At 53.1% G+C, this 12,657-nt stretch carries 11 protein-coding genes; 8 read left to right on the forward strand and 3 right to left on the reverse strand.

Annotated features, from left to right (window positions below; translation table 11 throughout):
* Nucleotides 1-54 precede the first annotated feature (54 nt).
* The 6 genes from M4D81_RS25995 to M4D81_RS26020 all read left to right on the forward strand — a co-directional run bounded on the left by M4D81_RS25995 (nt 55) and on the right by M4D81_RS26020 (nt 8,514).
* Nucleotides 55-1,839, forward strand: a complete 1,785-nt coding sequence (locus M4D81_RS25995) for a sensor histidine kinase (protein WP_071219503.1) — start codon at nt 55-57, stop codon at nt 1,837-1,839.
* Nucleotides 1,840-1,911: 72 nt separating this feature from the next.
* The gene (locus tag M4D81_RS26000; RefSeq protein WP_260068528.1) at nt 1,912-2,721 is read left to right on the forward strand and encodes a response regulator; all 810 of its coding nucleotides are present in this window, start codon (nt 1,912-1,914) and stop codon (nt 2,719-2,721) included.
* Between the two features lie 152 nt (nt 2,722-2,873).
* A complete protein-coding gene (locus M4D81_RS26005; RefSeq protein ID WP_071219505.1) occupies nt 2,874-4,205 on the forward strand; it encodes an ABC transporter substrate-binding protein in 1,332 nt (443 codons plus the stop codon).
* Between the two features lie 275 nt (nt 4,206-4,480).
* Nucleotides 4,481-5,362 carry a carbohydrate ABC transporter permease gene (locus M4D81_RS26010; protein ID WP_071219506.1) on the forward strand — a complete coding sequence of 294 codons (882 nt, stop codon included), beginning with the start codon at nt 4,481-4,483 and terminating at the stop codon, nt 5,360-5,362.
* A 12-nt stretch (nt 5,363-5,374) separates the two neighbouring features.
* Nucleotides 5,375-6,202, forward strand: coding sequence for a carbohydrate ABC transporter permease (locus M4D81_RS26015; RefSeq protein ID WP_071219507.1), 828 nt, complete (start codon nt 5,375-5,377; stop codon nt 6,200-6,202).
* A gap of 56 nt (nt 6,203-6,258) precedes the next feature.
* Complete coding sequence (locus tag M4D81_RS26020) at nt 6,259-8,514, forward strand: FAD-dependent oxidoreductase (protein ID WP_260068529.1); 2,256 nt, start codon at nt 6,259-6,261, stop codon at nt 8,512-8,514.
* A gap of 166 nt (nt 8,515-8,680) precedes the next feature.
* Here M4D81_RS26020 and M4D81_RS26025 read toward each other — a convergent pair whose 3' ends face one another.
* Nucleotides 8,681-9,565 (reverse strand): LysR family transcriptional regulator, encoded by an 885-nt coding sequence (locus M4D81_RS26025; protein WP_260068530.1) that lies wholly within the window; start codon nt 9,563-9,565, stop codon nt 8,681-8,683.
* A 109-nt stretch (nt 9,566-9,674) separates the two neighbouring features.
* Here M4D81_RS26025 and aroC point away from each other — a divergent pair, with 109 nt between their 5' ends.
* Both aroC and M4D81_RS26035 read left to right on the forward strand, forming a co-directional pair.
* Nucleotides 9,675-10,733 carry a chorismate synthase gene (gene aroC, locus M4D81_RS26030; protein WP_260068531.1) on the forward strand — a complete coding sequence of 353 codons (1,059 nt, stop codon included), beginning with the start codon at nt 9,675-9,677 and terminating at the stop codon, nt 10,731-10,733.
* Between the two features lie 15 nt (nt 10,734-10,748).
* Nucleotides 10,749-10,895, forward strand: a complete 147-nt coding sequence (locus M4D81_RS26035; protein ID WP_260068532.1) for a hypothetical protein — start codon at nt 10,749-10,751, stop codon at nt 10,893-10,895.
* Between the two features lie 133 nt (nt 10,896-11,028).
* Here the strand turns inward: M4D81_RS26035 and M4D81_RS26040 are convergent, their stop codons facing one another.
* Nucleotides 11,029-12,153: an NADH:flavin oxidoreductase gene (locus tag M4D81_RS26040; protein WP_071219511.1), complete on the reverse strand. Its 1,125-nt coding sequence runs from the start codon at nt 12,151-12,153 to the stop codon at nt 11,029-11,031.
* A 117-nt stretch (nt 12,154-12,270) separates the two neighbouring features.
* On the reverse strand, nt 12,271-12,582 hold the full coding sequence (locus tag M4D81_RS26045) for an ArsR/SmtB family transcription factor (RefSeq protein ID WP_009590170.1): 312 nt from the start codon (nt 12,580-12,582) through the stop codon (nt 12,271-12,273).
* Nucleotides 12,583-12,657: the final 75 nt, after the last annotated feature.

Consider the following 12,657-nt stretch of genomic DNA (forward strand, 5'->3'; position numbering starts at 1 on the left):
AACCGGTGCTGATATAATTGAAGAACAAGCGAGCGAAAAGGAGAGTGCGGGAGGGTGCTGAACCGAATACGATCCCTGTTTCCACACAAGCTGAAATACCGTCTGTTTGCCGCGTTCGTTTTGGTCATCCTGCTGCCTTTCGGCATTTTGAATTTGTACAACTATCAGCGGATCGAGACCTTGGTCCAGGAGAAAATCAGCCAGCAGAGCCACAGCCAGCTGGAGCAAATGTACCGAACGCTGGAGGATCAGTTGAGCGTAGCCTTCAAAACGCTGATATTTCTGGAGCAGGATTCAACGGTGGCCTCCGTGCTGACCCATCCCGGGCAGCGGCAGGGACTCGAGAACAAAAACCTGATGGAGGAAAAGTTCAAAAATTTGAACAACAGCTTTTTCCTGTACAATCCGTCGGTCTACTTCACGATTCTCGATTTTCATGGTAACGCTTACACCTCATATTCTCCCAGGGAGGCCCTCGATTACAGAAAGCTGCGGGACAACCCTGGCTTTGATCGGGAACAGATGGAGGGCGTGTCGTATCATTGGGTTTCGAGCGATTCGAACTACGTGCTGCGGGATATCTCGACGAGTCCTTACCTGCTGTCACTGTACGCATACATGGAAACTCCCCGCAACAAGCCGTACGGCATGGCCCGGATCAGCATCGATTATTCCTTCTGGTTTCAATCGGTATTGAAGCAGTCGACGCTGCGGCAGGAATATTTCTTGATTACGAGCGCTGGCGAGAACGTATCCCAATCGATCTTGAACAGCAGTCTGACCGGCGAGGTAAAAGCCAGGATTGCGGCCGAGCCCAGGCAGAAGTATTTTATCGACAAAGCCTCCAATACCCTGGTGAATTACATTTACGTGGAATCGCTGGATTGGTATATCGTGAACCGGATTCCACTGACGGTGCTCTTTAACGAGATCGAGGAGCTGAAGCGCCAATATTTTATGACCTTTTTCCTGCTGACCGGGGCGTTTCTCATCATGACCTTCATTATTGCCGCCACGATTACCCGGCCCCTATCCCATTTGCAGAATAAGATGAAGGCGGTTGTCCGAAACAATCTGAAAATCCGGCTGCCGGAGCACAAGTTTCGAGGCGAGATTCTGGAGCTGACGCAGACGTTCAATTCCATGCTCAACGACATGGATGTGCTGATTCAGCGATTGAAGGCCGAGGAAAGGCAGAAGGAAGCGGTGCATTTTCATATGCTGCTGGCTCAGATGAATCCGCATTTTCTGCTCAACACGCTAAATACGGTCAAGTGGAGTGCCATTCGCCACGGGAATGAGGATATCACCAATATCACCCTGTCTCTCGGCAAGCTGCTGGAGGCAAGCCTGAATACGGAGAAGGATCTGGTGCATCTGAAGGATGAAATCGAGCTAGTGCAGGCCTACGTCCATATTCAGCAGGTGCGTTACAATCACCGTTTTGACGTGACCTTTGCGTGTGATGAGGACATCCTCTATGCGCTTGTGCCCAAGCTCAGTCTGCAGCCGCTCGTGGAGAATGCCATCATACACGGAATCGCGCCTCTGCCGGAGCAGGAAGGGCTCATTGAAATTACGGTTACCCGGGAAGGGCCGAACCGATTGGCGGTGGAAATCAAGGACAATGGCGTCGGCATGGAGCAGTCCCGACAGGTGGGCGGGATGCGTAAACGTCCGGGCATCGGTCTCAGCAATGTACAAGAGCTGCTGCGGCTGCTGTTTAAAGAAGAGGGCAGCATGGAGATTATTTCTTCGGAGCGGGGAACGCGGATTCGATTTTCGATCCCGCTGTTAATCTCTACGCCTTATCAGAACGATCACTTGATTTCATCATAACGGGAAGATGATTCGTCTCGGGCCTGTGTAGGCTTTGAACCGGATTTAAAAAGCTTCGAGGAGGGGAGACCTATGTGGAAGGTGCTGCTGGTGGAGGATGAGGTGTTTGTGCGAGAGTCCGTGCGGGAGATCATCGCGTGGGAGGAGCTTGGGTTCAAGGTGGCAGGAGAGGCAGGAAACGGCGCCGAGGCGCTGGAGATGATCCGGAGCAATCCGCCCGATCTTGTGCTGACCGATATCGTAATGCCGGAGATGGACGGCGTGGAGCTCCTCCGCAGAACACGGGAAGAAGGGTATGCCTCGAAGTTCGTGATGCTGACCTGCATGAGTGAATTCGAGTATGTCCGGCAAGCGATGGAATACGGGGCATCCAACTATATCCTGAAGCTGTCGATGAGCGTGAATACGCTGCGGGAAACGCTGCACAAAATGAATGCTGAGCTGATGAAGAATAACCCGCATCCGAGCCCGAGCCAACCTGTTTCGCAGGTCGCGTCCACGGAGACGATGCCGTCGCAGCCGGCGCATCATGCCTCCCCCAGGGAAATCACGTCGCACCCGGAGGTACAGAAAATATTGCAGTACATCCATGAGCACTACGAGCAGGACATTACGGTTAAATCGATGTCGGGCTACGTGATGATGGGCGAGAATTACGTCAGTGCGCTCTTCAAGAAAAAGACCGGACGCACCTTGATTCATTATTTGCACCAGGTCCGGGTGGATAAAGCCATCGCGTATTTGCTTCAAACCAACCTCCCTGTTCACGAGATCGGCCTCCGGGTGGGGTTCGTGAACGACAATTATTTTATTAAAATCTTCAAACGGTTGACCGGCTTCACCCCGAGTAAATACAGACAACACAGCAAAGACCTCAAATAGAACGATTCGATGCAGGACATAGGATTCGCCGAATCAGGAATTCCATCGTTTTGTTCCATCATCTGAATGGATATGTAGCTTAAAAGCGGCTCCCGTTTCCTGCTACGATGAGAGGGCATCACACCAATATAATTCTCGGGGAGGTCTCTAATGTGAGAAATAAAAAAGGATGGACGATGCTTCTCATCGGCATATTGCTTCTAGGTCTTCTTGCGGGCTGCGGCGGCAAAGCAGCCTCATCAGTAACTGAGGGACAAGGAACGGATAATTCGAAAGCGCCTTCATCCGGCGAGCCGGTCAAACTAACCATGTGGGGCGGTGTGCCGCCAGAGGCGGGACCGCAAGAGGTCATCGATGCGTGGAACGCCGAGCATCCTGATATTCAAGTCGAGTATGTCCGCTACGTCAATGACGATGACGGGAACCTGAAGCTTGATACGGCGATGATTACCGGTCAGGATGTCGACCTGTTCGTGAACTACACGCTTTCCCAAACGTCCAAACGGGTGGAATCCAACTTAGCCCTGGATCTAAGCCAATTCGATGATTACAATATCGACGAGAAGATGGGTCCTGACGCCGAAGGCTGGAAAATCAACGGGAAGTATTACGGAATGCCGACCACGAAAAGCGCCTTCTTCGTCGCGCTGAACAAGGATGCCCTTGATGCAGCGGGCCTGCCCGTTCCGAAGGACTGGACGTGGGATGAGCTGCGCGAATATGCCAAGAAGCTCAAAGTCGGCAATAACTACGGGTTTATTCAAAATATGGAGCCGTTCGTCGATCCGATTGATTCGGTGTTATCGCAAGAGGGATACACGAAGGCGGATGGAACTTCGAATCTGGACCACCCGCTGGTCAAAAAATGGCTGGAAACCCTGAATGTCATGATGAAGGAAGACAAGACCACGCCGCCGCTCGGAGAGCAGCTGACTTCCAAAATGCCGGTGGAGCAAGTGTTCCTTAGCGGGGAAGTGCCCATGCTGAATATCGGAGCTTGGCTGCTGCGAAGCTCGAATAACTTTACCGATTTTCCCCGCGACTTCACCATCGCGTTCGCCCAGGTGCCGAGACTAACGGATAGTGCGGACAGCTATGTAACAAGGGGCGGCCTTGGGGATTACATCTCCATTAATGCCAAATCCAAAAAACAAGCGGAAGCTTGGGAATTCCTGAAGTGGTATGCGGACGGAGGCATGGCTCCTATGGCTGCGGGCGGAAGATTGCCGGCTTCGAAGGACGCCGATCAGGATGAGGCGTTAAAGAACCTGCTCGGTGATAAGAAAGACACGTATGACCTGGATTCCCTGATGCACGTCATGTTCGAAGACAAAACGCCTACGTACGTAAGAAGCTTGCCGCAAGAGGTGATGGATATGCGCGCCCAGGAGTATGAGAAGTATTTCCTTGACGCCCAATCGCTCGATCAAACGCTGGAGGCCATGGTGAACCGGCATAATACGTTTTTAAAAGATGGCAAATAAGGGGCTGTCGGCACCAATAGAAGGGGACTATCGCTTCGGCGGCGAGTCCCCTTTTTGATCGGCTTCGACACTGCCTATCTCGGCATGATCCGGGATGGGGAATTGATTGCCGCCTTTTTTCTCGTCGGCCATAGAACAAAACTACGGAGACGCTGAAATTCACAACCCTGCAATTGCATACTTCTGTAGCATAAAGTCGAAGGTTTTGTTCCTTATCCCCGCTTGGTCCCGACTGCTATGCTTGAGATGAAAAAGACCAAGAGGAGTGGGGCTATGTGAAAACATCCTGGATGAAACGGCAACAGTATCTCGGCTATCTGTTTATCGGTCCGAACATGGTCGGCGTGATGCTGTTTTTTATTGTGCCAGCCTTGTATTCGTTCTATCTCATGTTTACGGACTACAAATTTATGAGCTCGGACACGAAGTTCGTGGGTCTGGCCAATATTCAAAAAATGCTGGGCGACGAGGTTTTCTATATTTCGATCAAAAATACGCTGTTCTTTCTGTTATCCGTGCCTGTATCGATCGGACTGGCTTTCATCGTCGCCGTGGTTCTGAACCGCTCGGTGTATTTAAAAAAGCTGCTCCGCGCCTTATATTTCATGCCTTACATCACCAGTGGCGTCGCCGTCGCCTTCGTATGGATGCTGCTGTTCCATCCGAATAACGGCCCGATCAACGGAATCCTCAAGTCGTTCGGCATAACCAATCCCCCGGGATGGCTGTCCACCATGGATTCCTCCATGTATGCCATCGACATCATCTGGATCTGGTTTATGCTCGGCTATAACATGATCATCTACCTGGCCGCGCTGCAAGAGGTCTCAACGGAACTGCTGGAGGCTGCCAAAATCGACGGGGCCCGCGCCTGGCAAACGGTTCGCAGCATCCTGTGGCCGCTCGTCAGCCCCACGACCTTCCTGCTGCTTATTACCGGACTCATTATGACCATCAAGCAGTTCGGGATCATTCAAGCCATTACGCAGGGAGGCCCAGGCAACAGCACCACCGTGTTGTCCCTGTTCATTTATCAGAACGCTTTCCGCTACTACGAAATGGGTTATGCATCCGCGATCTCCTGGGCGCTGTTCTTCATCATTATGATCTTCACTGTCATTCAATGGATCGGTCAGAAGCGCTGGGTTCACTATTAAGGAGGAAGGAAAATGACCAAAGCCTTATATACTAAAATAATCATCACGCTTATTATGCTGTTCTTCAGCGTGGTTATGATCGTTCCCTTCCTCTGGATGATTAGTACCTCGTTCAAGATGCCGGCGGAAGTGTTCCAATACCCGATTAAGTGGATTCCTGCCCAATTCATATGGGAACATCATGTGAAAGTGTGGACCGGCGTGAACAGCTTCGGCCACTATTATCTCAACTCGCTTAAAGTTGCCTTGGTCAGCACTGTCGGTGCTGTATTGCTGTCCGCTTTAGCCGCTTACGGTTTTGCCCGGATCGAGTTCAAGGGGCGGAATGCCATGTTCATGATCTATCTGTCGATGATGATGGTCCCTCCCCAGGTTCTGTTTGTGCCGAAGTTCATCATGTTTGACTGGGTCGGTATTTACAATACACATTGGGCTCTTATACTGCCGGGCGTATTCACGATTTTCGGGGTGTTCATGATGCGGCAGTTTTTTCTCTCCGTACCGTATGAAATTTCGGAGGCTGCCTTTATCGACGGAGCGGGCCATTTCCGCATTTTTTCGCGGATCATTCTGCCAATGGCGAAGCCTTCGCTAGCCACGCTGGCCATTATCGATTTCTCTTGGCACTGGAACGACTACGAGAATGCCTTGGTGTTTTTGATCGATCAGGATCTGTATACCGTTCCGCTGGGGCTGCAAAATTTCATTCTGGAAAATACCGTGGATTATAACGGCATGATGGCGGCGGCGACCGCAGGCATTATTCCGATGATTCTCGTGTTCCTGATCGGTCAGAAATATATCATTCAGGGCGTGGCAAGCTCGGCCGTAAAAGGATAGCCCATAATCCAGGTTCATACATGAACTGGATTAACATGAAAGGAGTCGGATCATTCATGAGAAATGAAACGGTAATAAGTGACATTACGGTGATTGGCGGCGGTTTAGCAGGGGTATGCGCGGCGGTGGCGGCCGCGAGGCTCGGACAAAAGATAGCACTTGTGCAGAACCGCCCCATGCTGGGAGGTAACTCCAGCAGCGAGGTGCGCGTTTGGGTATGCGGCGCGACGGCTCACGGGATCAACCGCTATGCCCGGGAAACCGGCATTATGGGCGAGATGTTCGTGGAGAACCAGTACCGGAATCCGGACGGCAACCCGTATTTATGGGATTTGATCGTATTGGAAACCGTGCGGGCCGAGTCGAATATAACTCTGTTCTTGAACACGGACGTGCATGAGGTTGAAGCAGATGGCGACCCTGACGCTCGGCAGATTCGATCGGTCACCGGTTGGATGATGGGCTCGGAGCGACGCATCCGGTTTGAGAGTCCCGTGTTTCTGGATTGCACGGGGGACGGGCTGGTCGGATTCCTGGCAGGAGCGAAATACCGGCTTGGGCGGGAAGCCCGGGATGAATACGGGGAAGAATGGGCGCCGGAGACGGCGGACGATGTGACGCTCGGCAGCACGCTGCTGTTCTATACGAAGGATGCCGGACATCCGGTAAAATTCGTGCCGCCCGTCTTTGCCAAGGATATTACGCAGACGCCGATCCCGATCAAGCGGGTCATCCGCAGCGGCGATTCCGGCTGCCATTACTGGTGGATCGAATGGGGCGGGGAGCTCGACACCGTGCATGACAACGAGAGGATCCGCGACGAGCTGTGGTCGGTCATCTACGGCATTTGGGACTATATCAAAAACTCCGGCAATTTCGATGCGGCCAATATGACGCTGGAGTGGGTCGGCGCCCAGCCGGGCAAGCGGGAGTACCGGCGCTTTGTCGGCGATTATGTGCTGACGCAGAACGACATTATGGCTCAGGAGCCGTTCGAGGACCGGGTGGCCTTCGGCGGCTGGTCGATCGATTTGCATCCGCCGCAGGGCATGTACGCCGAAGAGAGCGGCTCGAAGCATATGCATGCGGACGGGAACTACCATATTCCGTACCGCAGCCTGTATTCGGCGAACGTGACCAATCTGTTGTTCGCCGGGCGCAACATCAGCGCCACCCACGTGGCCTTCGGCACCACGCGGGTGATGGCGACCTGCGCCGTCCTGGGCGAAGCGGCCGGCACGGCTGCGGCGCTGTGCGTCCAGCACGGCCTCACGCCGCGCGAGCTGTCCCGCAGCCGGAGCGGGGAGCTTCAGCAAACGCTGCTGAAGCAGGATGCCTCCGTGATCGGGGGGGTAAACCGTGATCCGCTGGATCTGGCCCGAAGCGCCAAGGTCAGCGCATCGTCCCACCTGTCCAGGATCGCGATCAAGGAGGCGGAGGCGCCATATCCGCTGGAGCGGGACATCGCTGTGCTGATGCCGGCCGATCCGGGGCTGAGCGGGGAACTGGAATGGCTGATCGATGCGAAGCGGGAGACCGATATGACGGTGGAGGTTTGGAGCACGGGACGTCCGGAGAATTACGTTCCGGCCGTGTTGGAATTTCGCACCTCTGTCCGCATCATGCCGGGGCAGGGACAGTGGGTCCCCGTCCAACTGGATTGGCAGCCGGCGGAGCCGCAAAACGCATATATCATCGTGCGCAAAAATCCGGATATGACGCTGTATCTGTCATCCAAGCCGATGAGTGGGCTGCTTGCCTTCGAACGGGGGACGGCGGCTCGCGTCTCCAAGGAGCTGGAAGACCATGATGACAGCCAGCCGGTGGTGGAGTGGAGCATGAAGGGACTGGTCCGGAGGCTGTTCTGCCTGCGGTCGGCGATCGGTTCGAACGCTTATCACCCCGAGCATGTCATTGACGGTTATAAACGTCCGTTCGGCGGTCCGCATATGTGGGTATCGGAGCGAATCGCAGACGGGGAGACGCCGTGGTTAAAGCTGGAATGGGAAGAGGCTCGAGCGATTCGTGAGATTCATCTTATTTTCAACGATGACGTTAATGAAGATCTGATCAATCTGCACCATCATCGTACGCCGTTCGATATCATCCCTGAGCTGGCCTGTACCTACAGAGTAGAGGCGCTGGATTCGGAAGGGAATTGGGTTATGCTTGCCTCGGAGGCGTTTAACCGCCGCCGCAAAAGAGTCCACCGTTTAGAGGAGCCTATTCAGAGCACGGCGCTCCGGTTGGTGGTCGAGAGCACGAACGGCTCGGACTATGCCGAGGTTATTGAAGTGAGGGCTTACGGGTAGTTTTTCAAAGCTAAAAGCTGCTTATGTATTCAACAGGTGCCAGTCTGGACAGGAATTAATGAGGTTCTAACGTATATCTGCTGAACCGATAGTCGATCAAAAACGAAGCAAAGGCAGCCGTTCATCCGGCTGCCTTGTTCAGTTGGGTAATGTAGGGCGAAGATCATCAATTCTGCTGCAGCATCTCCAAAAATGCTTCTGCCGCCAGCGATGGCGACTGGTGCTTCCGCACGGCGACGCCGATATATCGATCGGGTAATGGCGTTTCGGTTCGAAGCTCCAGCAAGGAACCGTCCGAGATGCGGGACGCGACAAAGGCTCGTGGTAAGAATGCTGTTCCATAACCGCGCTCGGCAAATTCCGCTAACATGTCCAGGCTGTTCAACTCGAAGTCGGCTTCCGCTTCCACTCCCTGCGATCGGAACCACCCTTCGATGAAGGAGCGCGTCGAGCTGCCAGGGGATAGCAACAAGAGGGGGAGCTCCGTCAATTCTTCCGTCCGTTGAGGCCTGCGTGCCCAATCTGCGAAGGCCGTTCCGACTACGGCGCAATAAGGCGAGGTACGGGAGTCGATGATATGGATTTCCTCGTCCGATACGGGAAGGTGAACAAAGCCAAGATCCAACGAGCCTTTCTTTAAGCGCTCCACGATGCTGCTGGTTCGTTCCTGTGACAGCTGAATGCGGATGTCGGGATAACGAGCATGGAATCGGTCGAGCAAGGAGAGGAGAAAGTCCTTAACGATGGCCCCGTTCGCGCCAATCCTCAGCCTGCCTTCGCCGAACTGCTTCAGCTTCTTCAATCGCCGCTCGGCTGAATCAAGTTCGTCGAATGCTTGCCTTACATGCTGATACAAGGCTTGACCTTCTTGCGTCAGGCGGACGCCCTTGGATAACCGGTCGAACAGGCCCACGCCGAGTGCTTCTTCCAACTGTTTGATGGCATAACTCACAGAAGGCTGTGTCATATGGAGGTTTTGTGCAGCTTTCGTCAAATTGGACGTCTCGGCGGCATGCAGAAACACCCGATACCATTCGGTGTTGGCGATCATTTGTCATCAATCCTCTCTATGGCATCTGTGCGATATTACGATTTCATTTATTTCAACTATAACCTTAAACTAAATGAAAAGGAATCGAAAGTATTCGGGAGGTAGGGACATGGCAGGAAGTACGTTTGGAGAACGATTGAAAATGACTACGTTTGGGGAATCGCACGGAGACGCAGTCGGCGTCATTTTAGAAGGTGTCACACCGGGCGTTGAGTTGGACGAGGGCTACATTCAGATTCAGATGGATCGCAGAAGGCCGGGGCAATCCTCTGTTACGACTCCCCGCAAGGAATACGATAAGATCCGCATATTATCTGGACTTTTCGAGGGACGAACGACGGGGACGCCACTGTGCATCATGCTTAACAACACTGACATGCGCCCGTCGGCTTACGATATGATCAAATCGACCTACCGGCCCGGGCATGCGGATTTCACATATGAAAAAAAATACAAGATTCGCGACTATCGAGGAAGCGGAAGAGCTTCGGGAAGGGAGACGGCTGCGCGAGTGGCTGCTGGAGCCGTGGCGCGGAAGCTTCTGGAACGTCGGGGTGTCTCCATCCTGGCGTATACGACCGAGATCGGAGGTATCCGATGCGAGCAATTTGACGCCGATGCTATCGAACGGAATGCCGTTCGTGCGTGTGATCCGGAAGCAGCCGTACGCATGATTGAGAGGATAGAACGACTGGCCGAAGAGGGGGACAGCTGCGGGGGGATTGTCGAATGCCGAATTAGCGGCATTGCCGCGGGACTGGGGGAACCCGTATTCGACAAGCTTGACGCTGAGTTAGCGAAGGCTATGTTGTCCGTCGGCGCGATTAAGGGCATTGAATTCGGGGCAGGCTTTCAAGCAGCCTCTATGCGGGGAAGCGAACACAACGATCAGATGGACGCGGGAGGGTTCCGGACGAACCATGCCGGCGGAATCATCGGTGGTATCAGCACCGGGGCGGATATCGTGTTCCGAGTCGTCGTAAAGCCGACTTCATCCATTTCTACCCCTCAACAGACTGTCGATGTAGACGGCAATGAACGGGAGATTGAGACGATCGGCAGGCACGATCCATGCATCTGTCCCCGCGTCGTACCGGTGATCGAAGCGATGGCTTGCATGGTAATCGAGGATCATTACAAGCGTCAAGCCGCCTTGCAGGACGAATAGCAGGGAACAATCTGGATGAAGCCGACCCGAGAGTGGCAGCTGTGTCACATTTCAGCATCAGGTATTTCAGGAAGTATGCTTCGCCGCGTCAATTCTTCGGGAAACAATCCGTTGAATGGAGCTGGAAGCGGGTGTGCCATTGGCGGCCGGCTGTCCAGGTGAGCGATAAGAGCAAGCAAGTTCATATACAGCAAAAAAACCGGAAGGAGACTGAAGTCTTTCTTCCGGTTTTTGATTTATTTAAAGATCTAATGCGGCTCTCAGGTCCCAAGGGGGCTGGGGAGCTGAAAGCGCATTAAACCAGGGTTTGCAAGGAATCCGGCTTGAATGGTGCCAGCTCGTCGAAACGTCCGTCTCGAACCTTAGCGGCCCATTGCGGATCAGCCAACAGGGCACGGCCGACAGCAACCAGGTCAAATTCATGTTCTTCAAGGCGGCTAAGCAGCTCTTCAAGGTCCCTCTGACCGGCACCCTTACCTTGGGTGAAGAGGCTGGTGAATACTTCATCGAGACCGACGGAACCGACGGTGATGACTGTTTTTCCTGTCAGTTTCTTGGCCCATCCAGCAAAGTTCAGGTCAGAACCTTCGAATTCAGGCTCCCAGAAGCGACGGGTCGAGCAGTGGAATATATCGACCCCGGCGTCAGACAGCGCGGTTAACAACTGACCCAGCTTTTCAGGCGTATCCGCCAGCTTGGCCTCATATTGGGTCGTCTTCCATTGGGATAGGCGGATGGCAACTGGGAAATCTGGACCCACCGCCTCACGTACGGCTTTGACCACTTCGACCGCAAAGCGGGCACGCTTCAGCATGTCACCTCCGTATTCATCGGTACGCTGGTTCGTTCTCTCCCAGAGGAATTGGTCGATCAGGTATCCGTGGGCACCATGGATTTCTACGCCGTCAAAGCCAAGGCGTTTGGCATTCGCGGCTGCATCGGCATAAGCTTGAATAACCTGCTCGATTTCATCCTTGGTCATAGGTTTTGTGACGACGTTGCCGTCAAGGTCAAGTCCGGATGGTCCGATCGGAAGTGCTTCCGGGTTAGGCTCGGCACCTATTGGTCTAGTCATGCCGATGTGCCAAATTTGCGGCATGATCTTACCGCCGGCTTCGTGGACCTGACGGACCACCTCGGCCCAGCCGTTCAATGCGGCTTCACCATGGAAGTTAGGTACATTGGGGTTATCGGTTGCAGCCGGGTGATTAATCAGTGTTCCCTCGGTAATGATCAATCCGACGCCATTCTCCGCACGCCGACGGTAGTAAGCGGCCACATCTGGGCCTGGAACGCCGTTTGGAGAGAACCCGCGCGTCATAGGGGCCATCACCACGCGGGATGGAAGAGTAAGGTTGCCGATGGTATATGGCTCGAATAGGGATGCTGTAGATCGGACACTTTGATTTTGATTGCTCATGTATGGAATCCTCCAATATGTTTAATATGCTTTTCTGTATTTTCATAAAAATAGATATATATGATAAAAAGAAAGAGCTTTTAAGCTTAATCTTCAATCTGAATTTGCTTTTTAAGCCTAAAGCTCTTCCTTGAGTTGTTCGATAAAACGCTTAATGCCCTCCTCATTGCGTCTGTAATATGTCCACTGGCCTGCTCGATGGGATTCCAGTAAACCGGCCTTTTGCAATTTTACCAGATAACCAGAAACGACCGACTGAGCGAGTCCTGTTTTTTCTGAAATGGAGCCCACGCAGATACCGCCATGAAAATCACATTTGGAAGGCATGTGATCCTGCGGATCAAAATGTTCCTCCGGATGCTTCAGCCACTCCAGAATTTTAAACCGGGACTCGTTTGATAGTGCTTTGATGGTTTGTAAGGTATCCATGTGTTTCATTATATCTATTTTTATAGAAATGTAAATATGGAATTTGAAAATATGGGAAAAAAATAAACACGATAG

It is taken from the genome of Paenibacillus sp. p3-SID867 (assembly GCF_025142895.1).
GTDB lineage: Bacteria > Bacillota > Bacilli > Paenibacillales > Paenibacillaceae > Paenibacillus_AQ.